Raw genomic sequence first — 25,835 nt, 5'->3', positions numbered from 1 at the left:
GGGGGGTGGGTTTGATTTTCTTTGGCGTGTTTCTTCAACAACCCCCCGGGGGGTGGGTGGGGGCGGGGGGGGGGGGGCCCCCCCCCCGAGGCGTCAACCACGCGGAGCCGTCGGGGCGCTGCCCCGAGCCCCGCTCCCCAATCGCCGGAGGGGCTTAGGTCACTTGGCCGCCTCGTTCGGGATCGCCCCGCCGAACCGCCGGTCCCGCGACGCGTACTCGACGCACGCCCGCCACAGATCCCGCCGATCGAAGTCCGGCCACAGCACATCCTGGAAGACCATCTCGGCGTAAGCGCTCTGCCACAGAAGGTAGTTGGACGTGCGCTGCTCACCACTGGGCCGCAGGAACAGGTCCACATCCGGCATGTCCGCGTAGTACAGATACTTCGCGAACGTCTTCTCGCTCACCTTCGACGGATCGAGCCGCCCCGCCTTCACATCCTCCGCGAGCGCCTGCGCCGCGTCGGCGATCTCGGCACGGCCGCCGTAGTTCATGCAGAAGTACAAGGTCAGCTTGGAGTTGTCCTTGGTCTGCTCCTGGGAGATCTCCAGCTCCTTGGCGACCGACTTCCACAGCTTGGGCATCCGCCCCACCCACCGCACCCGCACACCCAACTCGTCGAGCTGGTCACGGGTCTTGCGGATGAAGTCCCGGTTGAAGTTCATGAGGAAGCGGACCTCGTCGGGCGACCGCTTCCAGTTCTCCGTGGAGAAGGCGTACAGCGAGATCGCGCCGACGCCCATCTCGATCGCGCCCTGCAACACATCCAGGACGCGCTCGGCGCCCACCTTGTGGCCCTCGGTGCGCGGCAGGCCGCGGTCCTTGGCCCAGCGTCCGTTGCCGTCCATCACGATCGCCACGTGCTGGGGCACCAGCTCGCCGGGGATCTTCGGCGGCCGCGCGCCCGACGGGTGCGGTTCGGGCGCTGTGTACTCACGGCGGTTCCGTCCGAGAATTCCGCGACGTGCCATGTTCCGGCCTCTCCCCTAGCTCAGTTCCAGCTGCCAGCTCTCGCTAGCTCTTCTCTACGTAGCGCAGTGAACGCAGTCCGCGCTCGAGGTGCCAGTGCAGGTAGGCCGACACCAGCCCGTTGCCCTCCCGTACGTACCGTGCCTCGCACGTGTCCGCCGCCTCCCAGTCTCCGGTGAGCAGCGCACCGAGCAGGTCGAGGGCCTGCGGTGAGGGTACGACGCTGCCCGGTACCCGGCAGTCGACGCAAACCGAGCCGCCCGCGCCGACGGAGAAGAACCGGTTGGGACCGGGCATTCCGCACCTCGCGCAGTCGCCGAAGCTCGGGGCGTAACCGTTGACCGCGAGCGAGCGCAGCAGGAACGCGTCGAGCACGAGGCCCGACGCGTGCTCGCCGCGCGCGAGCGTACGCAGGGCGCCGACCAGGAGCAGGTACTGCTGCACCGCCGGCTCGCCCTCGTGGTCGGTGAACCGTTCCGCCGTCTCCAGCATGGCGGTCCCCGCGGTGTACCGGGCGTAGTCCATGACGATGCCGCCGCCGTACGCGGCGATGGTCTCGCTCTGCGTACAGAGCGGGAGCCCGCGCCCGATCAGCTCGCTGCCCCGCGCGAAGAACTGCACGTCGACGTGGGAGAAGGGTTCGAGCCGGGCCCCGAACTTGGACTTCGTGCGCCGCACACCGCGGGCGACGGCACGCACGCGCCCGTGGTTGCGGGTGAGCAACGTAATGATGCGGTCGGCCTCACCGAGCTTCTGCGTACGCAGCACGACCCCGTCGTCGCGATAGAGACTCATCGCACGCCCACCTCCTGGGTGCGCGGCACGACGCCGTCTTCGCGGTACAGACTCATGCCCCCCATTGTCCCTTACGGACGACGCCCCCTTGCGAGAACAGGCCCCGGATGTGGCACCCGGCACACCACCACCTGTCCCCTACGCCCCTTCCTCACCCAGAACCTCCTGGGCGACACGGGCGATGTGGCCCACGGCAATGGTCCAACAGGCTGTTGGACCATTGAGTCCCGCACGTGAGGCCTCCCGACCGCCCTACGGCACCTCGCCCCGGCTCCTCCGGTTCTCGTACGCCGTCGCGGCGCTCACCCGCTCGCCCGTCGTCGCCACGCGCAGCACGTCCGGCGGGCAGTCCCACTCGCGCCCGCCCCCGAAGGGCCGCAATTGTACGTACGGCCCCTCATGCCCCATCACCCGTCCCACCTGACCCGTGCTCGTGTCGACCGCGTACGAACCGATCGGCGGTTTCATGGCGTTGCGCTCCTGTCGTCCGTCCCTGCGAGGAGCACGGCGGCGAGCCGGGCCACCGTGTCAACCGGACAACGCCCCAATTCCACCAAGGGACACGGGGCACTCCGTGCGATTGACCCGGGATCGATGCCGAGCGAGGGCAGCACAATTCCCGCTCCGGCGAGTGCGGCTCGCAATGTCTCCACCGTTTCCTCGGCTTCCTCCACGCACAGCGCGGCGTGCTTCGATTGTTCCGTCACGTGGCTCCCCTGCCTCATTGGATTTAACGCTTTGCGTCTCCACGGTGGCGCGCTGTCCCTACAGTGGGGAGAGGTCTGCGCACTACAACTGCGGGGCTCGACTTGGGGGTTGGCCATGGCCAAGGGTTCGCGCCAGGCGGCGTGGGAGTTCTTCGGGGTGGAGCTGAAACGGCGCCGCGAGGACGCGGGGCTGACCCAAGTGGAGTTGGGGATACGGGTATTCGTTTCCGGCGGCTACATCGGCCAATTCGAACAGGCAATTCGCAAGCCGCAGTTGGATGTAGCCCGCAGGATCGACGATTCGCTGCAAACCGACGGCATTTTCGAGCGGATGTGGCGAAGTCTCATCGATGACCGTCGCTACGCGGGGTATTTCGCGGCGGCAGCCGAGCTGGAGGCGCTCGCGACGGAGATCAGCGAATTCGCGCCGGCGCTGGTACCGGGGTTGCTGCAGACGGCGGCTTACGCGCGAGCGGTCACCCTCGCCATGAACCCGTTCGCCACGGACGAGTACATCGAGGAGAAAGTGTCCGGCCGCATGGAGAGGGCTACGGTCCTCAGGGACGCTACCCGGCCCGAGTATTGGGTGATCCTGCACGAGAACGTGCTGCGCATCCCGGTGGGCGGACGCGCCGTGATGGCCGAGCAGTTGGGGCACGTTGCGGCGCTGGCGCGGCGCCGTACGGCCGTGGTTCAGGTACTTTCGTACTCGGCCGGGGCCTACGCCATCATGACGGGCGACCTGAGGCTGATGGAGTTCGAGGACGCCCCGCCAACGGCCTATACAGAAGCGGTGTATTCGGGGAATCTGCTGGACGATCCAGCCGTGGTGCACCGCGCACAAGCGGCATACGATCAGCTCAGGGCCGCCGCGCTGTCGCCGGAGGCGTCCCTGGCCCTGATCGATTCGGCGGCGGAGGACCACAGACGATGCGCGAGTACGACCTGAGCAACGCACGCTGGCGCAAGAGCTCTTTCAGCGACGGCAATGGCGGCAACTGCGTCGAGGTCGCCCACGACTTCGTCGGCGCCGCCCGCTGGCGCAAGTCGGCGTACAGCGGTGGCGACGGCGGCGAGTCCTGCCTCGAAGTCGCCGACGGAGTCCCCGGTGTCGTGCCCGTCCGGGACTCCAAGGTCAGCGACGGTGCCGTCGTGGTCATCGGCGCGGCAGCGTGGTCCGCGTTCGTGACGGGGGCCGTGGCGGCGCCCTGAGCGGGTCGCTACCCCGCGGGGCCGAAGCCCCGACGAGGCCGTGCGGCACGAGCCGGCAGTCGGTCCGGGGCAGAGCCTCGCCCCTTCCAGCCCCGCCGGCGCTTGAGGCGCGGGGCCCGGGGCGGAGCCCCGATCATTCCAGCCCCTGCGGCGATTGAGCAGCGGGGTCCGGGGCAGAGCCCCGCGACCGCGACCCCGGGTCAGCTGGGCGTTCGGGAGGCCGCCGCCAGCAGCTCGCCCACCTCATCCGTGCACAGCGTCAACGCCGCGCCCACCGTGCCGAGCACATCCCGCTCCCCCGCCGAGTACACCCCATCCGCCAAGGCGATCCGCGCACCCTGCAGCAGCAACGACTCCCGCCCCGCCGGAGCGAGATGCTGCGCCAGCGGGTCGAGCGCCTCGTGCAGCTCTATGGCGAGCCCGGCCCCCGCCCCGCACTGCTCGGCCACCCGCCCCGCATCGGTCATCAACGCCTCGACGAGCGCCGCGAGTTGCTCCTCGCAGGAGTCCTCGAACCCGGCCTCCCGCAACGTACCCACCGCACATTCGAGCGCCAGCGGCGACGTGCCGCCGCCCGCGAGTACCGCGAGCACCACCGTGTGCACGGCGTCCCGCAGCATCGCCGAGAAGCGGTGCGTGGTCGGGTGGTCGAGCGCGTCCGTGCCGAACCGGCCCTCACAGGCCGCGCATTCGGCGACCGGACCCTCCTGCCCGCGCGGCAGGACGGGAACGCCGAGCAGCACCAACCGGCGTTTGCCGGTACGCCGTTGGTAGTTGCGATCGCCGCCGCACCCCGGACAGAAGAACTCGCCGTCGCCCACGGTGGTCCATATGGTGTGCACCCCGAACACCCGTGAGAGCCCGGTCAGTCCCATGCGTCCATGATTCGGCAGCACGTCGCACACCTCCCGTCGTGGCACCGCATCATCGCGGCGTTGGCGTGATGTTAGCCACATTGTTGATGCGGCGTCAGTACCTTGGTCACGCCGAGGTCACGGAACTTCTCGTTCCTGGCCGGGACACGACACGGCCCCGCACACCCACAAAAGGTGCACGGGGCCGAGAAGCCGCAGGTCAACTGCCCTAGGACCTGCCCGGCGGGTCCTGCCGCGGTCGCGGGGTCCGGCACGCACATCTGCGGCGTTGTCGTCGGTTGCCAACGCTCCGCGTTGTCGCCCTTCTCCGCCTTGCAGTTGCACGCACCAGACCCCGCTCACCGGCACCGAACATTCGCGGCCACCCGGATGCGGCCCGACCCGCCGGGCAGGTCCTAGCGGGTAGCCCGGTTGACCGCCGAGACGACCGCCTTCAGCGACGCACGTGTCGTGTTCGCATCGGTGCCGATGCCCCACAGAACCTTGTCCCCGATGGCGACCTCGATGTACGAGGCGGCGACCGCGGAGGCGCCCTCGCTCATCGTGTGCTCCTGGTAGTCCAGCAGACGGGCGTCGATGCCGATGCCCTGCAGGGCGTGGAAGAAGGCGGAGATGGGGCCGTTGCCGGTGCCCACCAGGACCTTCTCCTCGCCGTCCACCTCGGCCTCGACGGTCAGCGTGTCCACGCCGTCCGTGTCGGTCGTGGTCTGCCCCGTCTTGACCTGGATGCGGCCCCACGGGTTGTTCGGGTTCGGCAGGTACTCGTCCTGGAAGGTGTTCCAGATGTCCTTCGGCGTGACCTCGCCGCCCTCGGCGTCCGTCTTCTGCTGGATGACCTTGGAGAACTCGACCTGCATACGGCGCGGCAGGTCCAGGCTGTGGCCGTCCTTCAGGACGTACGCGATACCGCCCTTGCCGGACTGCGAGTTGACGCGGATGACGGCCTCGTAGGAGCGGCCGACGTCCTTCGGGTCGATCGGCAGGTACGGGACGGCCCACTCGATGTCGTCGACGGTGACGCCCTTGGCTGCCGCGTCGGCCTCCATCGCGTCGAAGCCCTTCTTGATGGCGTCCTGGTGGGAGCCGGAGAAGGACGTGTAGACCAGGTCGCCCACGTACGGGTGGCGCGGGTGGACCTCCATCTGGTTGCAGTACTCCCACGTGCGACGGATCTCGTCGATGTGGGAGAAGTCGATCTGCGGGTCGACGCCCTGCGAGAACAGGTTCATGCCCAGCGTGACCAGGTCGACGTTGCCGGTGCGCTCGCCCTGCCCGAACAGGCAGCCCTCGACGCGGTCGCCGCCCGCCATCACGCCCAGCTCGGCGGCGGCGACGGCGGTGCCGCGGTCGTTGTGCGGGTGGATGGACAGGCAGACGTACTCGCGGCGCGACAGGTTGCGGGACATCCACTCGAAGCGGTCCGCGTGCGTGGACGGCGTCGAACGCTCCACCGTGGCGGGCAGGTTGAGGATGATCTCGCGGTCCGGGCCCGGCTGGTAGACGTCCATGACGGCCTCGCAGACCTCCAGGGCGAACTCCAGCTCGGTGTCCGTGAAGATCTCGGGGCTGTACTGGTAGCCGAACTTCGTCTCGGGGCCCAGCAGCTTCTCCGCGTACTCCATGACCAGGCGCGTGCCGTCGACGGCGATCTGCTTGATCTCTTCCTTGGAGCCGCGGAAGACGACGCGACGGAAGACCGGCGCCGTGGCGTTGTACAGGTGGACCGTGGCGTTCTTGGCGCCCTTCAGGGACTCCACGGTCCGCTCGATCAGGTCCTCACGGGCCTGCGTCAGTACGGAGATCGTGACATCGTCCGGGATCGCGGCCGGGTCCTCGATGATCGAGCGTACGAAGTCGAAGTCCGTCTGCCCCGACGCGGGGAAGCCGACCTCGATCTCCTTGTAGCCCATCTTGACCAGCAGGTCGAACATCGCGCGCTTGCGGGCCGGCGACATCGGGTCGATCAGCGCCTGGTTGCCGTCGCGCAGGTCCGTGGAGAGCCAGCGGGGGGCGGTGGTGATCCGCTTGCCGGGCCAGGTGCGGTCCGGGATGTCGACCTGGTCGTACCGGCCGTACTTGTGGATCGGCATGCTGCTGGGCTGCTGGCGGTTTGCCATGATGCGTGGGCTCCTCGGAGGTGGCCTTGAAGGCGGCCGACGGCGCAACACCAAACTCCGCGGGGAGGGAGCCGGCCTTGTCTACAGGCCCTCGCCGCGGCAGCTAAGGAGAAGCAGCCCGAATCGCATAGTGCTCTGCACCCTAACCGAGTCCCGTCGTTCGCGAAGGCCCGTATCAGTATGCGGGATCGTGGACAGGTAACGGGTAAGAGGTGATCAATACCTCTATTTCGCTAATCATGGTGGCAGGTAGTGACAGCGTCATCACCCGGTGCCAGATTGCCTCGCATGACCGCAAACCCAACGGGGAACCCACAGGGGTTCGAGCCCGTGTTCTGCACCATCGTGCCGCCCCACATCCTCGACAAGGCAGCTCAGGCCGGGGATTCCGCGATCGCCTCCAGGGCCCGCCGCTCCCTGGAGCGCGACGCCTTCGAGCGCACGCAGCGCCGGATGACGACAGTCATCGGCGCGCCCTCCGTCGCCCCGCCCGCGGGCGTCTCGGGCCAGAAGCCGCACCGCACCATCTACGACGCCCGGCACCGCACGGAGCTGCCGGGGCGCAAGGTGCGCGGCGAGGGCGACAAGCCGGGCAAGGACGCGACCGTCAACCGCGCGTACGCGGGGCTCGGCGCGACGTTCGAGCTGTACATGGAGAAGTTTTCCCGCTACTCGATCGACGGCAGCGGCCTGCCGCTGAACGCGACGGTGCACTACTCCGAGGAGTACAACAACGCGTTCTGGAACGGCGAGCAGATGGTGTTCGGCGACGGTGACGGCGAGATCTTCCTCGACTTCACCATCCCCGTCGACGTCATCGGCCACGAGCTGACCCACGGCGTCACGCAGTACACGGCGAACCTGACGTACTTCGGTCAGCCCGGCGCCCTGAACGAGTCACTGTCCGACGTCTTCGGCTCGCTCATCAAGCAGTACACGCTCGGCCAGACCGCCGCCGAGGCCGACTGGCTGATCGGCGCGGGCCTGCTCGCGCCGCGCGTCACGGGCGTCGCCCTGCGCTCCATGAAGGCGCCCGGCACGGCGTACGACGACGATGTGCTCGGCAAGGACCCGCAGCCCGCCGACATGGAGCACTTCGTGAAGACGGGCCGTGACAACGGCGGCGTGCACATCAACTCCGGCATCCCCAACCACGCGTTCTACATCCTGGCCGATTCGCTCGGCGGGCACGCGTGGGAGCGGGCGGGCCAGATCTGGTACGACACGCTCACCGGCGGCGAGCTCAAGCAGGACTGCCTCTTCGTCGACTTCGCCAAGGCCACGGTGAAGGCGGCGCAGGCCCGCTACGGCGGCGGCGAGGAGTACCAGTCGGTGCTCAAGGCCTGGGAACAGGTCGGCGTCGCTACCCAGTAGGTGCGGGTTGGAGTAGACAGGAACCCATGCGTATTCACGTAGCGCGCACGGGCGGATTCGTCGGCATCGACCGGCACGCCGAGGTGGACACGGCGGGCCGGTCCGATGCCCACGAGTGGCACGCCCTGGCCGAGAAGGCGGTGGCCTCCGGCCGGAGCACGCCGCCGATAGGGGTACCCGACGGCTTCAGCTACACGATCACGGTGGACGACACCACGGTCTACTGCGCGGACCCCCGCCTGACGGAGGAGCAACGCAGGCTGATCTCCCGGGTGTTGAAGGAGGGCGCCTAATTCTCATCCCCCGGGGCTCCGCCCCGGACCCCGCTGCTCAAACGCCGCAGGGGCTTGAGATGCCACCGCCTACAGCACCCCCGCGTCCTGAGCCGTCCACACCGACGGGAAGATCGGGCGGAAGCCCAGTTCGTGGCGGATGCGGCCCGTCGACAGCACCCCGTGCCACGGGTCCGCGGTCTCCTTCTCGTACACCTCCGGAGGCACCGGGACCCCGGCCAGCTGGAAGATGTCGACCGTGGTCACCGGGGCGTCGTCGGCGATGTTGTAGACGCCGGACGCGCCGGACGCGTACAGCAGGCGCCGCAGGGCCTGCGCCACGTCGGCGTGGTGCCCCATGTGGAGGCGCTGCATGGCGGGCCAGGCCGGCGCCCACTCCAGCACGTTGTCCAGATGCGGGTCCCCGTCGCCGTACACGAACGGCAGCCGTCCGATCCGCAGGTCGTCGAGCCCGTCCAGGTCACGAAGGGCGCGCTCGGCCTCCCACTTGGACTGGGGGTAGGCGCCCCACAGGTGGCCGCCCGCCCGCGTCTCGTCGTCCTCGACCAGCGGCCGCCCGCGACCCGCCCCGTACACGAGCCCCGTGCTGACCTGCACGAACCTCCGCACGCCCGAGGCCACCGCGGCCCGCCCCAGTTCGATCGCGGCGTCCCGGTTGACCGCCTGCGCCTCCTCGTCCGGCACACCGCGGAAGGCCGCCGCGACGTTCACCACGGCGTCCGCCCCGGCCGTCGCCTTGCCCAGCACCTCCACGTCCCGCAGGTCGCCGACGACGACCTCCGCGCCAAGCTCCGCGAACCGCTCGCCGCGCGCCGCGTCCCGTACGAGCACCCGTACCCGGTCCCCCTGCGGCGCGCCCTTCAGCAGTCGCGGCACGAAGCGCCGCCCGACCTGCCCCGTCGCACCCGTCACCAATGTCAGCATGGCCGCCTCCTCGATCGATTGCGATGTCGTAGCCATGCCTGAAGCCTGTGGCAGCGGCCGCCGCGGCGGGAGAGACGCGCTTGTCCAGGGACCGGCACTCCCTGGCTGCGCACTGGATCCGCCCGGCGACCCGAGCGATCCTGGAGAGGTGAACCGACCCGAACTCGCCGACTTCCTGCGCCGCTGCCGCGCCCGCCTCAATCCGTCCGACGTCGGCATGGCCGCGGGCCCCCGGCGCCGCACTCCGGGCCTGCGCCGCGAGGAGGTGGCGCAGCTCGCCGGGATGTCCACGGACTACTACACGCGGCTGGAACAGCGCAGGGGCTCGCATCCGTCGCGGCAGATGCTCACCGCGCTGGCCCGCGCGCTGCGGCTCACCGACACCGAACGCGACCACCTGTTCCACCTGGCGGGCGAGGAGCCGCCGCGGCCGGGCGGTTCCTCCGGCCATGTGCGGCCTGGGCTGCTGCTGATCCTGGACCGGCTGCACGATCTGCCGGCGAGCGTGATGAGCGACTGGGGCGAGATGCTCGCACAGAACACGATGTCGGTGGCGCTGACCGGCGAACACACCGGTACCAATCTGGTCCGCCGCTGGTTCACCGACCCGGCGGGCCGCACCCTGGCCCCGCCCGAGAAGCACGAGGCCCACAGCCGGGCCCACGTGGCGAGCCTGCGGGCGGTCAGCGCGGCCCGCCCCGACGATCCGGGGCCCACCGCGCTCGTGGCCGAACTCCGGGCCGCGTCAAGGGAGTTCGACGAGCTGTGGGCCTCGCACGAAGTGGTGGTGCGCCGCCCGTCGCCGAAGCGGTTCCTGCACCCCGTGGTCGGCGCCCTCGACCTGGACTGCGAGGTCCTGGTCGGCGACGGGCACAGCCAGCAGCTCGTCGTGCACTCGGCGCGGCCGGGCACGGAAACGTACGAACGCCTGGAACTGCTGCGGGTGATAGGCCTCCAGGACCTGACGCCGAGCGGCGACACCCAGGCCTGGAACGAGAACTAGAACCCGAGCTTGCGCAGCTGCCGCGGGTCCCGCTGCCAGTCCTTGGCGACCTTGACGTGCAGGTCCAGGTAGACGGGCGTACCGAGGAGCGCCTCGATCTGCTTGCGGGACTTGATGCCGACGTCCTTGAGCCGCTTGCCCTTCGGGCCGATGATGATGCCCTTCTGGCTGGGCCGCTCGATGTAGACGAACGCGTGGATGTCGAGGAGCGGCTTGTCGGCGGGCCGGTCCTCGCGCGGCAGCATCTCCTCCACCACGACGGCGATGGAGTGCGGCAGCTCGTCCCGCACGCCCTCCAGCGCGGCCTCGCGGATCAGCTCCGCGACCATGACCTGCTCGGGCTCGTCCGTGAGGTCGCCCTCGGGGTAGAGCTGCGGCCCTTCCGGCAGCATCGGGATCAGCAGGTCGGCGAGCAGGCCGATCTGCTCGTCACCCACCGCCGACACCGGCACGATCTCCGCCCACTCGATGCCCAGCTCCCTGCCGAGCTGGTCGATGGCGATGAGCTGCTCGGCGAGGGTCTTGCTGTCGACGAGGTCCGTCTTGGTGACGATGGCCACCTTCGGCGTCTTCTTGATCGACGCGAGTTCCTTGGCGATGAACTTGTCACCGGGGCCGAGCTTCTGGTCGGCGGGCAAGCAGAAGCCGATCACGTCGACCTCGGCCCATGTGGTGCGCACCACATCGTTGAGGCGCTCGCCCAGCAACGTACGCGGCTTGTGCAGGCCGGGGGTGTCCACCAGGATCAGCTGCGCGTCCTCGCGGTGCACGATGCCGCGCACCGTGTGCCGCGTGGTCTGCGGCTGGTCGGCGGTGATGGCCACCTTCTTGCCGACCAGAGCGTTCGTGAGGGTGGACTTGCCCGCGTTGGGGCGGCCGACGAAGCAGGCGAAGCCGGCGCGGTGCGCGGGCTCCGGGGAATTCGACGACTGGGACTGCTTGGTACGAGCGCTCATGGCGCCCATTGTCCCCGATGGCGGGGGTGCCGCAGCACAGTGAGGCCCCGGTAACCACCCGGCAACAAGAAACACGGCGGAAACCCGTCCGTGCGGTTCCGGAAACGCGGACCCGTGACGCTGATCCGCATGCCTGCCACGACCGTGCCCCTCGCCGCCCCGGCGCTCGACACCGGCGACACCGCCTGGCTGCTCGCCGCCACCGCCCTGGTGCTGCTCATGACGCCTGGACTCGCCCTCTTCTACGGCGGCATGGTCCGCACGAAGAGCGTCCTCAACATGCTGATGATGAGCTTTGTGTCGATCGCCCTCGTGACGGTGGTCTGGCTGGTCGCGGGTTACTCGCTCGCCTTCGGCGACGACGCGGGCGCAGGACTGATCGGTGGCCTGGAGCACGCGGGCATGGCCGGCATCGGCCCATCCGACGTCACCGGCACGGTGCCCACCTTCCTCTTCACGACCTTCCAGCTGACCTTCGCGATCCTCACCGCCGCGCTGATCAGCGGGGCGGTCGCGGACCGTACGAAATTCGGGGCGTGGCTGGTCTTCGTACCCGTCTGGGCACTGCTCGTATACGTTCCCGTGGCGCACTGGGTGTGGGGCCCGGGAGGCTGGATCAGTACGCATCTCGGCGCGCTCGACTTCGCGGGGGGTCTGGTCGTCGAAATCGCGTCGGGAGCGTCCGGTCTGGCCCTCTGTCTGGTCCTCGGCCCGCGCATCGGCTTCAAGAAGGACGCGATGCGCCCGCACAACCTGCCGATGGTGGTCATGGGCGCGGGCCTGCTGTGGTTCGGCTGGCTTGGCTTCAACGGCGGCTCGGCGCTCGGCGCGAACGGCATCGCCGCGGCCTCCATGTTCAACACCCTGATCGCGGGCTGCACGGGCCTGCTGGGCTGGCTGTTCGTGGAGCAGCGGCGGGACGGGCACCCGACGACGTTCGGCGCGGCCTCGGGCGCGGTGGCCGGTCTGGTCGCCATCACCCCGGCCTGCGGGGTCGTCGGCGTGCCGGGCGCGGCCGTCGTCGGGCTCGTGGCGGGTGTCGTCTGCTCGTACGCGGTCGCCTGGAAGCTGCGCTTCCACTACGACGACTCCCTCGACGTCGTCGGCGTGCACTTCATCGGCGGCGTCGTGGGCACGGTCCTCATCGGCCTGTTCGCGACGTCCGCGATGACCGGGTCCCCGGTGAAGGTGGGCCTCTTCTACGGCGGTGGGCTCGGCCAGCTCGGCAAGCAGCTGCTCGCGGTGCTTGTGGTCGCGGCCTACACCTTCCTCGTCACGTACGGGGTCGCGAAGGCCATCGACAAGCTGATGGGCTTCCGGGCCGCGGCCGAGGAGGAGCTGACCGGGCTCGACCAGACGGCGCACGCGGAGAGTGCGTACGATCACGGCGTCCTGAGTGCCGCCCCCGTCGCCCGAAAGGTCGCGCCATGAAGTTGATCACCGCGGTCGTGAAGCCCTTCCGCCTCGACGAGGTCAAGACCGCGTTGCAGGAACTGGGTGTGGACGGGCTGACCGTCACGGAGGCGAGTGGCTACGGCCGCCAGCGCGGCCACACCGAGGTGTACCGGGGCGCCGAGTACCAGGTCGACCTGGTACCGAAGGTGCGCATCGAGGTCGTCGTCGAGGACGCGGACCTCGACCCCGCGATGGACGCGATCGTCCGCGCGGCCCACACCGGCAAAATCGGCGACGGAAAGGTATGGGCGACCCCGGTCGACACAATCATCCGCGTCCGCACGGGCGAACGGGGCCCATCCGCGATCTGACCGGTTTAAGCCCCCCCCTGTAAGCCCCGCCGGCGATTGAGGCGCGGGGTCCGGGGCAGAGCCCCGATCTTTTGAGCCCCGCTCCGGTACGAGAGCCGACGGGTGGGCAGAGCCCCGGGACCGTAACACCGGCCCCCGGCCACCCGCGGCGCTCACACTGCCACCGTCTCCACCACCACACCGTCCCGCCCGGCCAAGAACACCGGCGTACCGGCCCCACCCAGATCACGTACGGCCGCAAGGTCCTCCCCCGGCAGCGCGTCCACCGCGGAGACGACCGCCGCCGCCTCCAGGGACTGCGCCCCGGACGCCACCGCCATCGCGACAGCCGTCTGCAACGCGCTCAGCTTCAGGGAATCGAGGGCGACGGTACCCGCGACGTACGTGCGCCCCGTCTCGTCCCGCACGGCCGCCCCCTCGGGCACACCGTTGCGGGCCCGCGTGGAGCGGGCCAGGGTGACGATCTTGCGGTCCTCGGGGCCGAGGTCGGTGCTCTCAGTCATGGGGTGAGCATATGGAACGCGCTCGGGTTCACCCTGCGACGGGGTGCATGGAGCCCCGCCGCCCCTCGGGCGAGGCCAGCCACTCCAGCTTCGTGACGGTGTCGGCCTCGGGCAGCGGAGTGTGCAGCACGATGGTGAGGTCCGGCCTGGCCGGGATCTTCATCGCGGTCGACTCCATGACGAGCAGACCGACGGCCGGATGGTCCAGTTCCTTGCGCACCGTTCCCGGCACCTCGATGTCCCGGCGCGCCCACAGCTCCTCGAACTCGGGGCTCGCCGCCTTCACCTGCGCGAGCACCTCCTGGAACCCCTCGTCGTCGGGGCACTCCGAGCAGGCGGCACGGAACTGGGCGACCACGGTCGCCGCGTTCCGACCCCAACTGTTGCTGCGCGCACGGTAGATGGGGTCCGTGAAGAAGTCGACGACACAGTTCCGGGTGCGCTCCGGGCCCATCCCGAAGACGAGCGCGGCGGCGTCATTGGACTTCACGTAGTTGTAGTAGCCGTCCATGATGTGCGCCGGATACGGCATCCAGGCGTCGATGAGCCGCGCGAGCTCGTCGCACATCCGCCGGTCGGCGTCCGCGACCTCGTACGCGGGCGGATTGAGCCCCGCGAGCACATACAGATGGCGCCGCTCCGCGCTGCTCATCCGCAGCACCCGCGCGACCGCGTCGAGCACCTGCGGCGACACCGAGATGTCCCGCCCCTGCTCCAGCCACTGGTACCAGGAGGCGCCCACCCCGGCGAGCACCGCGACCTCCTCGCGGCGCAGCCCCGGCGTACGCCGCCGGGCGCCGCCGTCCGGGAGGCCCGCCTCGGTCGGCGTGACCCGCGCCCGCCGGCTCATCAGAAACTCCCGCAACTCACCGAGCCGGTGCTTCTTCAGCGCTGCGCTCTCGGCCACGTACGACTCCCCCGGTTGTCTGGTGGTGCGACCACCAGCATAAGTTCCCACTCTCCACGGTTATTCCGGTCGTACGAGGCTGTCGGCCATGGCGATCGACACCTCAACCCCGACAGCCCCGACGGCCACCACCCAGGCCCAACTCCCCACCGCGCCCCGCATGTCGGGCCGCGACAAGCTCGTCCTGTTCGTCCTGTGCGCCGCCCAGTTCATGGTGGCGCTCGACTTCTCCGTGCTGAACGTCGCGCTGCCGGTGCTCGGTCCCGACCTCGGCATGGGCCGGTCCGCGCTCCAGTGGGCGGTCACCGCCTTCGCCCTGCCGTCCGGTGGCTTCCTGCTCCTGTTCGGCCGGGTCGGCGACCTGTTCGGGCGGCGCCGGATGTTCCTCGGCGGCCTCACCCTGTTCGCGCTGGCGTCGCTGCTCGCGACCTTCGCCTGGGACCCGGCGTCGTTCCTGACGGGGCGCGCGCTCCAGGGGATCGGCGCGGCGGCCGTCGTGCCGACCGGCATGGCCCTGCTGACGACGACGTTCCCCGAAGGGCCGCTGCGGGCCCGCGCCCTCGGCGTCTTCGGCACGCTGCTCTCGCTCGGCTTCACCACGGGCATGGTGCTCGGCGGCATCCTCACCGAGTCGCTCGGCTGGCGCTCCACGATGGGCCTGCTGACCGTGTTCGCGGTGATCGTGCTGCCGCTGGCGCCGCGCCTGCTGCCCGAGTCCCGCACCCCGAACCGGCCGCGCCTGGACGTGCCCGGCGCGATCACCGTCACCGGCGGCCTGCTGTCCCTGATCTACGCCCTGTCCACGGCGGCCGAACACGGCTTCGGCGGCATCGACGTGATCGTCACGCTCATCGCGGGTCCCGCCCTGCTCGCGGCCTTCGTCGTGATCGAGTCCCGCACGGCCGAGCCGCTCCTGTCGCTGCCGCTGCTGCGCCGCTCCACAGTCGCCTGGGGCAACGTCGGTGGCCTGATCACCTTCTCGATGATGACGACGGTCGTCTTCGTCCTGACCCTCTACCTTCAGGAGGTCCTCCACCTGTCGGCCCTGGCGACGGGTCTCGCGTTCGGCTTCCAGGGCGCGGTCGCCGCGGTGACCGGCACCCTCGTCCCCCGGCTGATCTCCCGCGTCGGCGCGCACCGCACGCTGGTCGCCGCGCTGGCCTGGCAGGGCGCGCTCACGGTCCCGCTCGTCCTGCTCGGCACGAGCGGCGCCTGGGTGTGGCTCGCGGTGATCGCCAACGCCCTCGTCGTCATCGGCCACATGGCCGCGATCATCGCGTACGGGGCGACGGCGACGGCGGGCGTCACGGACGCGGAGCAGGGCCTGGCCACGGGCCTGGTCACCTCGTCCCAGCAGCTCGGCCTCACGATCGGCATCCCGCTGATCGGCGTCCTCGCGACGACGGCTCCGCAGCTGCTGACCGGGGCGCGGACGGCGTTCGCCGTGGACGCGGCCATCGTCCTGGTCGCGGCCGTCCTGGTGGGCCTCGGCCTGCGGACGAAGCGGGCCTGAGGCGGCCTAGGGCCCTATGGCCGGTCGAGCCGGAGCCGCTCCGCCTTCGGGAGGCCCGCCACCACCAGGTCGTACGAGTCCTCGACGAGCTCCCGGACGACACGGTCCGGGAGCTCTTCGGGCCGGTCGACGGTCACCGTGTTCCAGTGCCGCTTGTTCATGTGCCAGCCCGGCACGACGACACCCTCGTACTCGCCGCGCAGCCGCAGCGCGTCGTCGGGATCGCACTTGAGGTTGACGGTCAACGGCCGTGCGTCCAGGGACGTGAGGGCGAACATCTTCCCCAGCACCTTGAAGACCGAGATCTCCGGACTGAACGGAAAGTCCTCCACCGCCGCGTTGAACGACAGACAGAAGGCCCGCAACTCCTGAGGCGTCACCCGGTGCTCTCCTTCTGGCCTCCGACCGGCTCCGAGAGCACGGTCACGATCTTGTTCCGGCGGCCCGCGGGGGCCTCGGCGGTCAGCCGCAGCTCCCGCCCGTCGGGCAGGGTGACCAGCGACGAGGCACCCGCGATCGGCACCCGGCCGAGGGCCTTGGCCAGCAGCCCGCCCACCGTCTCCACATCCTCGTCGTCGAACTCCTCGATGCCGTACAGCTCACCGAGGTCGCCGATGTCGAGCCGGGACGTCACCCGGAACCGCTCGTCGCCGAGTTCCTCAACGTTCGACACCTCACGGTCGTACTCGTCGGTGATCTCTCCGACGATCTCCTCGAGGATGTCCTCGATGGTCACGATGCCCGCCGTGCCGCCGTACTCGTCGATCACGACGGCGACGTGCGTGCGCAGCTGCTGCATCTCGCGCAGCAGATCGCCCGCATTCTTGGTGTCCGGCACGAACGTCGCGGACCGCATCGCGGTGGACACCAACTCGGCCTCGGCGTCCCGGTTGATGTGCGTCTTGCGCGCGAGGTCCTTCAGATACACCACACCCACGACGTCGTCCTCGCTCTCCCCGACCACGGGAATCCGCGAGAACCCGGACCGCAGGGCGAGGGTGAGCGCCTGCCGGATCGTCTTGTGCCGCTCGATGACGACGAGGTCGGTGCGCGGCACCATCACCTCCCGCACGAGGGTGTCGCCCAGCTCGAAGACGGAGTGCACCATGCGGCGCTCCTCGTCCTCGATGAGGGACTCCTTCTCGGCGAGGTCGACAAGCGCCCGCAGCTCGGCCTCGGAGGCGAACGGGCCGCGCCGGAAACCCTTGCCGGGCGTCAGCGCGTTACCGATCAGGATCAGCAGCGGCGGGATCGGCCCCATGATCCTGGCGAGCGGCAGCAGCACGTACGCCGCCGCGGTGGCAGTGTTCAGCGGATGCTGCCGCCCGATGGTCCGCGGGGACACGCCCACGGCCACGTACGACAGCAGCACCATCACGCCGATGGCGACGAGCAGCGCCTGCCAGGTCTCCCGGAACTGCTCCAGGCACGCGTACGTGACGAGCGCGGCGGCGGCCATCTCGCACGCCACACGCACCAGGAGCGCGACATTCAGATAGCGCGTCGGGTCGGCGGCGACCTGGGAGAGCTTGGCACTGCCACGCCGCCCCGACCGCACGGCCTCCTCGGCGCGGAAGCTCGACACCCGCGCGAGGCCGGCCTCGGCGCAGGCGGCGAGCCAGGCGATCACGACCAGCGCGACGGCCCCGGCGATCAGCGAAAAGCTCATGACACGGTCGGCGCCGGCGAGGGCCCCGTCATCCCCTTCTCCGCCCGCCAGCCGTCCACGATGCCCGCCTGAAGACCGAACATCTCGGCCTTCTCGTCGGCCTCCTCGTGGTCGTACCCGAGCAGGTGCAGCACCCCGTGCACGGTGAGGAGCTGGAGCTCCTCGTTCATGGAGTGCTGCGTGGGCGCGTCCTCACCCTGCTGCTTGGCGACCTCGGGGCACAGCACGATGTCGCCGAGCAGGCCCTGCGGGGCCTCGTCCTCGTCCTTCATCGGCGGCCGCAGCTCGTCCATCGGGAACGACATCACGTCCGTCGGCCCCGGCAGGTCCATCCACTGCACGTGCAACTGCTCCATGGCGTCGCCGTCGACGACGATCACCGAGAGCTCCGACAGCGGGTGGATGCGCATCCGCGCGAGCGCGTAGCGGGCGATGTCGAGGATCGCCTGCTCATCGACCTCGGTTCCGGACTCGTTGTTGACGTCGATCGACATGGCGCTGTTGGACTACTTTCCTTGGTTTGCCCTGGGACGGCCCTTGCGGGTGCCGTTCTCCGTACCGTGCTCGGTGTCGTACTTCTCGTACGCGTCGACGATACGGCCGACGAGCTTGTGCCTGACGACATCCTGCGAGCTGAGCCGCGAGAAGTGCACGTCGTCGAGGCCCTCCAGGATGTCCTGCACCTGCCTCAGCCCGCTCTTCGTGCCACCCGGCAGGTCGACCTGCGTCACGTCACCGGTGATCACGATCTTCGAGTCGAAGCCGAGACGGGTGAGGAACATCTTCATCTGCTCGGGCGTCGTGTTCTGCGCCTCGTCGAGAATGATGAACGCCGAATTGATCGTCCTTCCGCGCATATACGCCAGCGGCGCCACCTCGATCGTCCCCGCCGCCATGAGCCGGGGGATGGAATCCGGATCGAGCATGTCGTGCAGTGCGTCGTACAGCGGCCGCAGATACGGGTCGATCTTCTCGTACAGCGTTCCCGGCAGGAATCCGAGCCGCTCGCCCGCCTCCACCGCCGGCCGGGTCAGGATGATCCGGTCGACCTGCTTGGCCTGCAGGGCCTGGACCGCCTTGGCCATCGCCAGGTACGTCTTGCCGGTGCCGGCGGGGCCGATGCCGAAGACGATCGTGTGCTTGTCGATCGCGTCGACGTAGCGCTTCTGGTTCAGGGTCTTGGGGCGGATCGTGCGGCCCCGCGAGGACAGGATGTTCTGCGTGAGCACCTCGGCCGGGGTCTCCTGGCCGTCGCCCTCGCCGTTCTGCGTCGCCTTCAGCATGGCGATGGAGCGCTCCACGGCGTCCTCTGTCATCGGTGCCCCCGTCCTCACTACCAGCATCATCTCGTCGAACAGGCGCTGGACGAGGGCGACTTCCCCCGGCTCTCCGGTCGCGCTGATCTCATTGCCCCGGACGTGGATGTCGGCCTCCGGGAAGGCCTTCTCAATCACTCGCAACAGCGCGTCCCCCGAGCCGAGGACCTCGACCATGGGGTGCTTCGGCGGAACGGTGAACTGTGCGCGGGCGCTGGATGGTGTCTGCGTCATGAGCCGGGCCGGTGGCCCTCGAGTCCTCCCCGTACGGGACTTTCTCTGCGGTGTGTTCTGCGGTGTTGCCCTGCACCGCCAAGGGTACGGCGCGGGTACGACAACGCCGAGTGGGTTACGGATACGGCTGTCGGGCGTCGAGCCGGATGTAGCGGCGGGTGCCACGCGGGCGGAAGCCGACACGCTCGTTCGGCAGCCTCATATGCGGGCTGCAGGATTTCTCACCTCAAAGGCGGTCGAGAAGGTCGGAAGTACGTGCCTGGCGCGACACCGGTTTCGCGTCGGAAGGCTGCGACGAACGCGCTCACGGTCTCGTAGCCGACTGCCCGCGAAACCCGGCTCAGTGGTTCGCCGGCGGCCAGAGCAGGCAGCGCCGCTTGGAGGCGGACGAGCGTACGCCACCGGCCGAAGGGCATGCCGGTGCCAGACAGAAAGAGCCGGGCGAGGGTACGTCCTGAGGCGCCGACCCGGCGACCCCACGCATCCAGCGAATACTGGCAGGCAGGATCGTTCAGGAGCGCCCGCGCGACTTCGCAGGCGCGGGGGTCGGTGGGCAGCGGAGTATCGAGCGTGGTGACCGTCACCGGCTCCAGCAGATCCAGGACCAGGGGTTCTCCGCGGGCCCGTCGGTCGGTGCCCAGAGCTGGGTCGGCCAGGTAGCGGATGAGTTCGGCGAGCAGTGGGGAGACCACGATCGGCTGTAGCCCGGTCCATGATGACGTCGTCTCCGGCACCGTGGACAGGTAGAGCGACATCATGGTGCTGTGGCTCGCCGAGGTCACCTCGTGTGGCACCCCGGCTGGGACCCACAGGGCCCGAGTGCTCGGCAACACCCAGGTCCGGGTGTCGGCGGCGACGGTGAGTGTGCCGCTGGAAGCCCATGCCAGCTGGTGCGTCTGGTGGGTGTGCCGCTGGAACTGCGTGCCCGGCGGCATGGAGTGCGACCGGATGACGAGTGCGCCGCCCTGTCTGTTTCTCGACATCAGGTGGCAGCGTACGGCCTTTGAGACACTGCGGCAGATCTCTAGCGTCGACGGCATGAACAACAACCACGCTGAGTTGTGCGCGAGCCCGCAGTGGGCCGCCCATCTCCACGACGACGTTCTGCCGATCGCTGTTGCCCGGGCCGAGTTGGGGAAGGAGCTGCTGGAGGTCGGGCCCGGGCCAGGTGCCGCGACGGAGTGGCTGCGCACCAGGGTCGATCGCCTGGTGGCCGTCGAGGTCGAGCCGGAGGCGGCCGCACGCCTGGCCGCCCGCTATGCCGGGACGAATGTCGAGGCCCACCACGGAAGCGGGACGGCGCTGGACTTTGCCGACAACTCCTTTGACTCCGCAGCGTCGTTCACGATGCTGCACCACGTGCCGACGGCGGAGCTCCAGAACCGGGTGCTGGCGGAGATCCTGCGTGTCCTGCGACCAGGTGGTGTTCTCGTCGGCGCCGACAGCCTGCCGAGCCATTCGTTGCACGAGTTCCACGAGGGCGACGTCTACAACCCGGTGGAACCCGCAGCCTTCCTTGTGCGCTTGCAGACGCTCGGCTACGTCGACATCACCATCGGCGTGGGGGACCGACTGACATTCTCGGCACACAAGCCTGTCGCGACCGGGCCATGAAAATGAACCGGGCCGCTGCCGGGCGGCTGCTGACGCTCACTCCGGCCCGCCGCCATCCTCCTCGTCCAACTCCGATAGGGCCGGGTCGCGCAGCGAGCGCATGGCGCCAGCGGCTGAGGTGGAGGCGGTGATGCTATAGCGGCTGCGGGGAGTCGCGCGGGGCGCCGGGGACGACCATCTGCCCGATATCCGCGACCTGGTAGTTGACCGTGTTGAGCCAGGTGATGCATCGCCGTGCGCTTCGGCCCCAAGCGGGATCTCCTCGGCCGGGCGCATCCCGGGAGGCCCAAGCCCCCGGAGGGGGCGGGTGGGTGGGAGACGGGCGCGGGCACCCGGGCAGAGCAGACGGGCCGCACCGGGCAGAGGGGACAGGCGGCGGGTGTCGGCTGTGCGGCAGGCCGAAGCCGACCGTTGGCACGGCTTACGCCGACCGGCCGAAGCCGATCGTCCGCGCCGGCCACGCCCCCTACACCGACCGGCCGAAGCCGATCGTGGGGACTGCGCGGCGTAGGGGCCAGGCGCGGGATGTGTCGGGGAGGAGGGGGGACAGGAAGGCGTAGCGGTCCAGGGCGCAGCGGTTCTGGTGGTCGTTGGAGCGGACCTCTTTCCACCAGACCGCGATCTCCGACCAGCCCGGCGCCGACAGGGAGCCGCCGAACTCCTGGACCGAGAGGGCCGCGGTGAGGCCGGCGAAGGCGATGCGGTCGGCGAGCGGCCAGCCGGCCAGGGTTCCGGTGACGAAGCCGGCGACGAAGACGTCCCCGGCCCCGGTCGGGTCGAGGGCCTCGACCTCGATGGCGGGGACGGAGGCCGTTTCGCCGGTCCGGCCGTCCACCGCGTACGCGCCCTCCGCACCGAGGGTGACCACGGCGACCGGGACGTGTTCGGTGAGCGCGTGCGCGGCGGCCCGCGGACAGGACGTGCGGGTGTAGCGCATCGCCTCCTCGGCGTTCGGCAGGAACGCCTCGCAGTGCCGGAGGCCGGGCAGCGCCGCGAGGTCCCAGCGGCCGGTCTCGTCCCAGCCCACGTCGGCGAAGATCTTCGTGCCGGAGCGCGCGGCCGTCGCGACCCACGGCTCGTCGGCGCCGGGCACGAGTGAGGCAACGGCGGCCCTGGCGTGCGGCGGACAGGCCGGCGCAACAGGAGAGGCGGCCCGAAGGGCCTCGGTTGAGGGTGGTGGCGGGAGACGGGAGGGATCGACGGGCGGCGGCTCGTGCCCGTGGCTGACCATCGTGCGTTCGCCCTCGTACGCCATGGAGACGGTGACGGGCGAGTGCCAGCCCGGGACGGTCCGCGCGTAGCTGAGGTCGATGCCCTCGCCGTGTTCGAGGGCGTCCCAGCAGTACTCGCCGTAGTGGTCGTCGCCGAAGGCCGCGGCGAGCGAGGTGCGCAGGCCGAGCCGGGCGAGCGCCGTCGCCATGTTCGCGATTCCGCCGGGGCTTGACCCCATGCCGCGCGCCCATGACTCCGTTCCCCGCACGGGCGCGCTGTCGAGGCCGGTGAAGATGATGTCGAGGAAGACCGTGCCGGTGAGATACACGTCGTAGGGCGGGTCGGCCGTCGTGCGCAGCGCCGCGAGGGGGTCCGTTCCGGGTCGTGTGGAGGTCACGTCGCGCTCCCTGCAATGGTTGGAATCCGGACAGTGTGCACGACCCGATCCCGTCCCACGGGGGACGACATCAACCTGTCACGAAGCGCCCGTGCCGCCGGGATTACGATCGGCGCATGTCAGAGAGCGTCAACACCGGGCCGCAGCGCGGAGTCCGCGAGGTGAAGTCGGCCGCCCGCACCGTCGACCTGCTCGATGTGCTCGCGGCCCGTGGCGACCGCCCGGCGCGCCTCCAGGAGCTCGCCGAGGAACTCGCGGTGCCGCGCAGCTCCATGTACGCGCTGTTGCAGACGCTCATCGCGCGCGGCTGGGTGCGCACGGACGTGACGGGTTCGCTGTACGGCATCGGCATCCGCGCCCTGCTGACGGGCACCAGCTACCTGGACACGGACCCGTACGTACGCTCCGTACGCCCGTTCCTCGACGAGGCGTCGGACGCGCTCGGCGAGACGATCCACCTGGGGCGCCTCGACGGCTTCGACGTGGCGTATCTGGCGACCCGCGAGTCGCACGAATATCTGCGGACGATCACCCGCGTGGGCCGCAGGCTGCCCGCGCACATCGGCGCGCTGGGCAAGGCGCTGCTCGCCGAGCGCCCGGACGACGAGCTGCCGCCGGGCCCGTACGAGCAGTCCACCAGGCGTACGCACGCCACGCGCGAGGCGCTCGCCACCGACCTCGCCGCGATCCGCGAGCGGGGCCACTCGGTCGACCGCGAGGAGGGTGTCGACGGCATCGTCGGCTTCGGCTTCGCGCTGCGATACCCCGACCGCGCCGCCCCGGCGCACGACGCCATCAGCTGCTCGGTGCCGGTGGCGCGGCTCACGCCGGAGCACGAGGAGCGGATCGTGGCGGTCATGCGCGAGATCCGCGCGAGGATCGAGGCGACGGCCCACCGCGGCACGCCGGGCGTGCCGGACTGGCGGTAACCGCCGCCTCTGATCGACGAGTTGGAGCCTCAGCCCGAGATGTCGTCCAGTTCGTACGCCTCGACCTCGGCGATGTAGCGCGCCCGAAGCGCCTCCTCCTCGTCGCTGCCGTCGAGGAACGACGCCACGAAGGAGTTCCTGGCCAGCTCCCGCACCCGGTCGTGGTCGAGGGCGAGGGCCTCGTGGACGGCGTGGAAGGTGTCGCCCGCGTAGCCGCCGAAGTAGGACGGGTCGTCGGAGTTGACCGTGCACAGCAGGCCCGCGTCCATCATCTTGACCAGCGGGTGGTCCTCCAGCATGTCGATGGCGCGCAGCCGCACGTTCGACAGCGGGCAGAGCGTGAGCGGGATCCGGTCGCGTACGAGGCGGGCGACGAGCTCGGGGTCCTCGATGGAGCGCAGTCCGTGGTCGACGCGCTCGACGCCCAGCAGGTCCAGGGCCTCCCACACGTACGACGGGTCGCCCTCCTCGCCCGCGTGCGCGACCTTGCGCAGGCCGAGCGCGCCGGCGGCCTCGTACACCTCGCGGAACTTGGAGGCGGGGTTGCCGACTTCGGCGGAGTCGAGCCCGACACCGACGATCCTGTCGAGGTACGGCTTCGCGGCCTCCAGGGTCTCCATCGCCGATTCGGCGGACCGGTCGCGCAGGAAGCACATGATGAGCTTCGCCGAGATCCCGTGCCGCTCCTCGCCGCGGGCGAGGGCCCGGTGCAGTCCCTCGACGACGGTGCCCATCGCCACGCCGCGCGCCGCGTGCGCCTGCGGGTCGAAGAAGATCTCGGCGTGCCGCACGCCCTGTTCGGCGGCGCGCGCGAGATAGGCGTCGGCGAGCGCCTCGAAGTCGCCCTCGGTGACGAGGACCGCCATCAGCGAGTAGTAGAGGTCGAGGAAGGACTGCAGGTCGGCGAAGAGGTACGCCTTGCGCAGTTCCTCGGTGTCGGCGTACGGCAGGGTGATGCCGTTGCGGCGGGCGAGTTCGAAGGCGAGCTCGGGTTCGAGGGTGCCTTCGATGTGCAGGTGGAGCTCGGCCTTGGGGATGCGTGCGAGTGGTGCGAGTGACATCCGACCAGCGTACGCAGGGCCAGGCCCCAAGGCTCAGCGGCGCTTCGGTACGGGGACGCGGTCCAGGTCGCGGGCGACCGTCAGCTCTCCGTCGAAACCGGCGGTGCGGGCCTGGCGCGCGAACTCCCCCGGGTCGGTGTAGCGCTGGCTGAAGTGGGTGAGGACGAGGTGCCGTACACCCGCTTCGCGGGCGACGCGGGCGGCCTGCGAGGCGGTCAAGTGCCCGTGATCAGCGGCGAGTTGAGCATCCTCGTCGAGGAAGGTCGACTCGATGACGAGGAGGTCGCAGCCCTCGGCGAGCGCCTCCACGCCCTCACAGAGCCGGGTGTCCATCACGAACGCGACGCGCTGTCCGCACCGCACCTCGCTCACCTCGTCGAGCGTGACGCCCCGCAGGGAGCCCTCCTTGTGCAGCCGTCCGACGTCGGGCCCCTTGATGCCGTGCGCGGCGAGCCGCTCAGGCAGCATGCGGCGCCCGTCGGGCTCGACGAGGCGGTAGCCGTACGACTCGACGGGGTGCGAGAGCCGCCGGGCCTCGAGCCGGTACGCGGCGGTGTCCGCGAGCACCGCCCCCTCACCGCTCACCGGTTCCTCCGCGATGTCGACGGTCTCCCGGTACGCGGTGGAGTACCGCAGCCGGTCGAAGAACCGCTGCCCGGACGCCGGGTAGTGCGCGGTCACCGGGTGCGGTACGCGGTCGAGGTTGATGCGCTGGATGACGCCCGCGAGGCCGAGGGAGTGGTCGCCGTGGAAGTGCGTGACGCAGATCCGGTTGAGGTCGTGCGCGGCCACGCCTGCGCGCAGCATCTGCCGCTGGGTGCCCTCACCGGGGTCGAAGAGGATGCCCTCGCTGTCCCAGCGGAGCAGGTAGCCGTTGTGGTTGCGCTGCCGGGTCGGCACCTGGCTCGCGGTGCCGAGCACGACGAATTCGCGTACGGACACGGGTTAACCGGGGGGCCACTGCAGGCCACGGCCGCCGAGGACGTGGGCGTGCGCGTGGAAGACGGTCTGGCCTGCGCCGCTGCCGGTGTTGAACACGATCCGGTAGCTGTCCAGCTTCTCCTCCTTGGCGACCTCGCCGGCCTCGCGAAGGACGTCGGCGGCGATCTGGGGTTCGGCGGTGGCGAGGGAGGCGGCGTCGGGGTGGTGGACGCGGGGGATGACCAGGATGTGGGTGGGGGCCTGGGGGTTGATGTCCCGGAACGCGACGGTGGACTCCGTCTCGCGGACCAGGGTGGCGGGGACGTCCCCCGCGACAATCTTGCAGAACAGGCAGTCGTCCATGTGGTCCCCTCGGCGGTGGTTTTCGGTATGCCCGCATCGTATCGATCACCCCGACCGGCGTTACGGCCACGGGGCTCCGCCCCGGACCCCGCGCCTCAATCGCCGGCGGGGCTTAAAAAACAACCGCCGGCGGGGCTTGATCTATCAAGCCCCGCCGGCGATTGAGGCGATCTTTCAAGCCCCTGCGGCGATTGAGCAGCGGGG

Annotated in this window: 28 protein-coding genes; 10 read left to right on the top strand and 18 right to left on the bottom strand. The window is 70.0% G+C overall.

What is annotated here, in order from left to right:
- Positions 1 to 159: 159 nt before the first annotated feature.
- From ABT004_RS28700 to ABT004_RS28690, 3 genes are all read right to left on the bottom strand, one after another.
- Positions 160 to 972: an isoprenyl transferase gene (locus ABT004_RS28700; protein ID WP_351342462.1), complete on the bottom strand. Its 813-nt coding sequence runs from the start codon at positions 970 to 972 to the stop codon at positions 160 to 162.
- Between the two features lie 43 nt (positions 973 to 1,015).
- Positions 1,016 to 1,765 carry a DNA repair protein RecO gene (gene recO, locus ABT004_RS28695; protein WP_351342460.1) on the bottom strand — a complete coding sequence of 250 codons (750 nt, stop codon included), beginning with the start codon at positions 1,763 to 1,765 and terminating at the stop codon, positions 1,016 to 1,018.
- 252 nt (positions 1,766 to 2,017) lie between these two features.
- On the bottom strand, positions 2,018 to 2,233 hold the full coding sequence (locus ABT004_RS28690) for a hypothetical protein (protein ID WP_351342459.1): 216 nt from the start codon (positions 2,231 to 2,233) through the stop codon (positions 2,018 to 2,020).
- Between the two features lie 354 nt (positions 2,234 to 2,587).
- Here ABT004_RS28690 and ABT004_RS28680 point away from each other — a divergent pair, with 354 nt between their 5' ends.
- A complete protein-coding gene (locus ABT004_RS28680) occupies positions 2,588 to 3,421 on the top strand; it encodes a helix-turn-helix domain-containing protein (RefSeq protein ID WP_351342455.1) in 834 nt (277 codons plus the stop codon).
- Positions 3,403 to 3,684, top strand: coding sequence for a DUF397 domain-containing protein (locus ABT004_RS28675; RefSeq protein ID WP_351342453.1), 282 nt, complete (start codon positions 3,403 to 3,405; stop codon positions 3,682 to 3,684). Before ABT004_RS28680 ends, ABT004_RS28675 begins: the two co-directional genes overlap by 19 nt.
- Before the next feature lie 200 nt (positions 3,685 to 3,884).
- Here ABT004_RS28675 and ABT004_RS28670 read toward each other — a convergent pair whose 3' ends face one another.
- Both ABT004_RS28670 and leuA read right to left on the bottom strand, forming a co-directional pair.
- A complete protein-coding gene (locus tag ABT004_RS28670; protein ID WP_451191277.1) occupies positions 3,885 to 4,580 on the bottom strand; it encodes a TerB family tellurite resistance protein in 696 nt (231 codons plus the stop codon).
- Between the two features lie 374 nt (positions 4,581 to 4,954).
- On the bottom strand, positions 4,955 to 6,676 hold the full coding sequence (leuA, locus tag ABT004_RS28665) for a 2-isopropylmalate synthase (protein WP_351342450.1): 1,722 nt from the start codon (positions 6,674 to 6,676) through the stop codon (positions 4,955 to 4,957).
- A gap of 288 nt (positions 6,677 to 6,964) precedes the next feature.
- Here leuA and ABT004_RS28660 point away from each other — a divergent pair, with 288 nt between their 5' ends.
- Both ABT004_RS28660 and ABT004_RS28655 read left to right on the top strand, forming a co-directional pair.
- A complete protein-coding gene (locus ABT004_RS28660; RefSeq protein WP_351342448.1) occupies positions 6,965 to 8,050 on the top strand; it encodes a M4 family metallopeptidase in 1,086 nt (361 codons plus the stop codon).
- Between the two features lie 26 nt (positions 8,051 to 8,076).
- On the top strand, positions 8,077 to 8,343 hold the full coding sequence (locus tag ABT004_RS28655) for a protealysin inhibitor emfourin (RefSeq protein ID WP_351342447.1): 267 nt from the start codon (positions 8,077 to 8,079) through the stop codon (positions 8,341 to 8,343).
- A gap of 69 nt (positions 8,344 to 8,412) precedes the next feature.
- On the opposite strand, the gene ABT004_RS28650 is transcribed toward ABT004_RS28655, so the two are convergent.
- Positions 8,413 to 9,267: an NAD-dependent epimerase/dehydratase family protein gene (locus ABT004_RS28650; protein WP_351342466.1), complete on the bottom strand. Its 855-nt coding sequence runs from the start codon at positions 9,265 to 9,267 to the stop codon at positions 8,413 to 8,415.
- A gap of 148 nt (positions 9,268 to 9,415) precedes the next feature.
- On the opposite strand from ABT004_RS28650, the gene ABT004_RS28645 reads away from it, so the two are divergent.
- Complete coding sequence (locus ABT004_RS28645; protein ID WP_351342445.1) at positions 9,416 to 10,270, top strand: helix-turn-helix transcriptional regulator; 855 nt, start codon at positions 9,416 to 9,418, stop codon at positions 10,268 to 10,270.
- On the opposite strand, the gene era is transcribed toward ABT004_RS28645, so the two are convergent.
- Entirely contained in the window at positions 10,267 to 11,235 is a 969-nt protein-coding gene (gene era, locus ABT004_RS28640) for a GTPase Era (RefSeq protein WP_351342443.1), read from the bottom strand. The two genes, ABT004_RS28645 and era, sit on opposite strands and share 4 nt — an antisense overlap.
- A 120-nt stretch (positions 11,236 to 11,355) precedes the next feature.
- On the opposite strand from era, the gene ABT004_RS28635 reads away from it, so the two are divergent.
- Together ABT004_RS28635 and ABT004_RS28630 are read left to right on the top strand one after the other, a co-directional pair.
- Positions 11,356 to 12,657 carry an ammonium transporter gene (locus ABT004_RS28635; RefSeq protein ID WP_351342441.1) on the top strand — a complete coding sequence of 434 codons (1,302 nt, stop codon included), beginning with the start codon at positions 11,356 to 11,358 and terminating at the stop codon, positions 12,655 to 12,657.
- A complete protein-coding gene (locus ABT004_RS28630; protein ID WP_351342440.1) occupies positions 12,654 to 12,992 on the top strand; it encodes a P-II family nitrogen regulator in 339 nt (112 codons plus the stop codon). Before ABT004_RS28635 ends, ABT004_RS28630 begins: the two co-directional genes overlap by 4 nt.
- A 152-nt stretch (positions 12,993 to 13,144) precedes the next feature.
- On the opposite strand, the gene ABT004_RS28625 is transcribed toward ABT004_RS28630, so the two are convergent.
- Positions 13,145 to 13,495: a cytidine deaminase-like protein gene (locus ABT004_RS28625; RefSeq protein WP_351342438.1), complete on the bottom strand. Its 351-nt coding sequence runs from the start codon at positions 13,493 to 13,495 to the stop codon at positions 13,145 to 13,147.
- Between the two features lie 28 nt (positions 13,496 to 13,523).
- Positions 13,524 to 14,345: a helix-turn-helix transcriptional regulator gene (locus tag ABT004_RS28620; RefSeq protein WP_351342464.1), complete on the bottom strand. Its 822-nt coding sequence runs from the start codon at positions 14,343 to 14,345 to the stop codon at positions 13,524 to 13,526.
- 145 nt (positions 14,346 to 14,490) lie between these two features.
- Here ABT004_RS28620 and ABT004_RS28615 point away from each other — a divergent pair, with 145 nt between their 5' ends.
- Positions 14,491 to 15,915 carry an MFS transporter gene (locus tag ABT004_RS28615; protein ID WP_351342436.1) on the top strand — a complete coding sequence of 475 codons (1,425 nt, stop codon included), beginning with the start codon at positions 14,491 to 14,493 and terminating at the stop codon, positions 15,913 to 15,915.
- Positions 15,916 to 15,929: 14 nt separating this feature from the next.
- Here the strand turns inward: ABT004_RS28615 and ABT004_RS28610 are convergent, their stop codons facing one another.
- From ABT004_RS28610 to ABT004_RS28590, 5 genes are all read right to left on the bottom strand, one after another.
- Complete coding sequence (locus ABT004_RS28610; RefSeq protein ID WP_351342434.1) at positions 15,930 to 16,295, bottom strand: MmcQ/YjbR family DNA-binding protein; 366 nt, start codon at positions 16,293 to 16,295, stop codon at positions 15,930 to 15,932.
- The gene (locus ABT004_RS28605; RefSeq protein ID WP_351342432.1) at positions 16,292 to 17,584 is read right to left on the bottom strand and encodes a hemolysin family protein; all 1,293 of its coding nucleotides are present in this window, start codon (positions 17,582 to 17,584) and stop codon (positions 16,292 to 16,294) included. The genes ABT004_RS28610 and ABT004_RS28605 overlap by 4 nt, the downstream gene beginning before the upstream one ends.
- Entirely contained in the window at positions 17,581 to 18,078 is a 498-nt protein-coding gene (ybeY, locus tag ABT004_RS28600) for an rRNA maturation RNase YbeY (RefSeq protein WP_351342430.1), read from the bottom strand. Before ybeY ends, ABT004_RS28605 begins: the two co-directional genes overlap by 4 nt.
- A 12-nt stretch (positions 18,079 to 18,090) precedes the next feature.
- Positions 18,091 to 19,134, bottom strand: a complete 1,044-nt coding sequence (locus ABT004_RS28595; RefSeq protein WP_351342428.1) for a PhoH family protein — start codon at positions 19,132 to 19,134, stop codon at positions 18,091 to 18,093.
- A 221-nt stretch (positions 19,135 to 19,355) separates the two neighbouring features.
- Positions 19,356 to 20,117 (bottom strand): AraC family transcriptional regulator, encoded by a 762-nt coding sequence (locus ABT004_RS28590; RefSeq protein WP_351342426.1) that lies wholly within the window; start codon positions 20,115 to 20,117, stop codon positions 19,356 to 19,358.
- A 55-nt stretch (positions 20,118 to 20,172) separates the two neighbouring features.
- Between ABT004_RS28590 and ABT004_RS28585 the strand changes: the two genes are divergently transcribed.
- A complete protein-coding gene (locus tag ABT004_RS28585) occupies positions 20,173 to 20,748 on the top strand; it encodes a class I SAM-dependent methyltransferase (protein ID WP_351342424.1) in 576 nt (191 codons plus the stop codon).
- Between the two features lie 466 nt (positions 20,749 to 21,214).
- Here ABT004_RS28585 and ABT004_RS28580 read toward each other — a convergent pair whose 3' ends face one another.
- A complete protein-coding gene (locus ABT004_RS28580) occupies positions 21,215 to 22,357 on the bottom strand; it encodes a carbohydrate kinase family protein (protein WP_351342422.1) in 1,143 nt (380 codons plus the stop codon).
- A gap of 116 nt (positions 22,358 to 22,473) precedes the next feature.
- On the opposite strand from ABT004_RS28580, the gene ABT004_RS28575 reads away from it, so the two are divergent.
- Positions 22,474 to 23,286, top strand: a complete 813-nt coding sequence (locus ABT004_RS28575) for an IclR family transcriptional regulator (RefSeq protein ID WP_351342420.1) — start codon at positions 22,474 to 22,476, stop codon at positions 23,284 to 23,286.
- 29 nt (positions 23,287 to 23,315) lie between these two features.
- Here the strand turns inward: ABT004_RS28575 and ABT004_RS28570 are convergent, their stop codons facing one another.
- From ABT004_RS28570 to ABT004_RS28560, 3 genes are read right to left on the bottom strand one after another with little or no spacing between them, the layout of a single operon-like run.
- Complete coding sequence (locus ABT004_RS28570; protein WP_351342418.1) at positions 23,316 to 24,347, bottom strand: adenosine deaminase; 1,032 nt, start codon at positions 24,345 to 24,347, stop codon at positions 23,316 to 23,318.
- A gap of 33 nt (positions 24,348 to 24,380) precedes the next feature.
- Positions 24,381 to 25,289, bottom strand: coding sequence for a ribonuclease Z (locus tag ABT004_RS28565; RefSeq protein ID WP_351342416.1), 909 nt, complete (start codon positions 25,287 to 25,289; stop codon positions 24,381 to 24,383).
- A 3-nt stretch (positions 25,290 to 25,292) separates the two neighbouring features.
- The gene (locus tag ABT004_RS28560; RefSeq protein WP_351342414.1) at positions 25,293 to 25,631 is read right to left on the bottom strand and encodes a histidine triad nucleotide-binding protein; all 339 of its coding nucleotides are present in this window, start codon (positions 25,629 to 25,631) and stop codon (positions 25,293 to 25,295) included.
- Between the last annotated feature and the right edge of the window lie 204 nt (positions 25,632 to 25,835).

It is taken from the genome of Streptomyces sp. NPDC002790, from assembly GCF_040295505.1.
Lineage (GTDB): Bacteria > Actinomycetota > Actinomycetes > Streptomycetales > Streptomycetaceae > Streptomyces.
Note: the sequence above shows the minus strand (reverse complement) of the source record. Positions and strands in the feature narration are given on the sequence as shown.

What these genes read in the sequence shown, in the direction of transcription:
- ABT004_RS28700 (WP_351342462.1), bottom strand. Translation starts at nt 972, where the DNA reads ATGGCACGTCGCGGAATTCTCGGACGGAACCGCCGTGAGTACACAGCG.
- recO (WP_351342460.1), bottom strand. Translation starts at nt 1,765, where the DNA reads ATGAGTCTCTATCGCGACGACGGGGTCGTGCTGCGTACGCAGAAGCTC.
- ABT004_RS28690 (WP_351342459.1), bottom strand. Translation starts at nt 2,233, where the DNA reads ATGAAACCGCCGATCGGTTCGTACGCGGTCGACACGAGCACGGGTCAG.
- ABT004_RS28680 (WP_351342455.1), top strand. Translation starts at nt 2,588, where the DNA reads ATGGCCAAGGGTTCGCGCCAGGCGGCGTGGGAGTTCTTCGGGGTGGAG.
- ABT004_RS28675 (WP_351342453.1), top strand. Translation starts at nt 3,403, where the DNA reads ATGCGCGAGTACGACCTGAGCAACGCACGCTGGCGCAAGAGCTCTTTC.
- leuA (WP_351342450.1), bottom strand. Translation starts at nt 6,676, where the DNA reads ATGGCAAACCGCCAGCAGCCCAGCAGCATGCCGATCCACAAGTACGGC.
- ABT004_RS28660 (WP_351342448.1), top strand. Translation starts at nt 6,965, where the DNA reads ATGACCGCAAACCCAACGGGGAACCCACAGGGGTTCGAGCCCGTGTTC.
- ABT004_RS28655 (WP_351342447.1), top strand. Translation starts at nt 8,077, where the DNA reads ATGCGTATTCACGTAGCGCGCACGGGCGGATTCGTCGGCATCGACCGG.
- ABT004_RS28650 (WP_351342466.1), bottom strand. Translation starts at nt 9,267, where the DNA reads ATGCTGACATTGGTGACGGGTGCGACGGGGCAGGTCGGGCGGCGCTTC.
- era (WP_351342443.1), bottom strand. Translation starts at nt 11,235, where the DNA reads ATGGGCGCCATGAGCGCTCGTACCAAGCAGTCCCAGTCGTCGAATTCC.
- ABT004_RS28635 (WP_351342441.1), top strand. Translation starts at nt 11,356, where the DNA reads ATGCCTGCCACGACCGTGCCCCTCGCCGCCCCGGCGCTCGACACCGGC.
- ABT004_RS28630 (WP_351342440.1), top strand. Translation starts at nt 12,654, where the DNA reads ATGAAGTTGATCACCGCGGTCGTGAAGCCCTTCCGCCTCGACGAGGTC.
- ABT004_RS28625 (WP_351342438.1), bottom strand. Translation starts at nt 13,495, where the DNA reads ATGACTGAGAGCACCGACCTCGGCCCCGAGGACCGCAAGATCGTCACC.
- ABT004_RS28620 (WP_351342464.1), bottom strand. Translation starts at nt 14,345, where the DNA reads ATGAGCCGGCGGGCGCGGGTCACGCCGACCGAGGCGGGCCTCCCGGAC.
- ABT004_RS28615 (WP_351342436.1), top strand. Translation starts at nt 14,491, where the DNA reads ATGGCGATCGACACCTCAACCCCGACAGCCCCGACGGCCACCACCCAG.
- ABT004_RS28605 (WP_351342432.1), bottom strand. Translation starts at nt 17,584, where the DNA reads ATGAGCTTTTCGCTGATCGCCGGGGCCGTCGCGCTGGTCGTGATCGCC.
- ybeY (WP_351342430.1), bottom strand. Translation starts at nt 18,078, where the DNA reads ATGTCGATCGACGTCAACAACGAGTCCGGAACCGAGGTCGATGAGCAG.
- ABT004_RS28595 (WP_351342428.1), bottom strand. Translation starts at nt 19,134, where the DNA reads ATGACGCAGACACCATCCAGCGCCCGCGCACAGTTCACCGTTCCGCCG.
- ABT004_RS28590 (WP_351342426.1), bottom strand. Translation starts at nt 20,117, where the DNA reads ATGTCGAGAAACAGACAGGGCGGCGCACTCGTCATCCGGTCGCACTCC.
- ABT004_RS28585 (WP_351342424.1), top strand. Translation starts at nt 20,173, where the DNA reads ATGAACAACAACCACGCTGAGTTGTGCGCGAGCCCGCAGTGGGCCGCC.
- ABT004_RS28575 (WP_351342420.1), top strand. Translation starts at nt 22,474, where the DNA reads ATGTCAGAGAGCGTCAACACCGGGCCGCAGCGCGGAGTCCGCGAGGTG.
- ABT004_RS28570 (WP_351342418.1), bottom strand. Translation starts at nt 24,347, where the DNA reads ATGTCACTCGCACCACTCGCACGCATCCCCAAGGCCGAGCTCCACCTG.
- ABT004_RS28560 (WP_351342414.1), bottom strand. Translation starts at nt 25,631, where the DNA reads ATGGACGACTGCCTGTTCTGCAAGATTGTCGCGGGGGACGTCCCCGCC.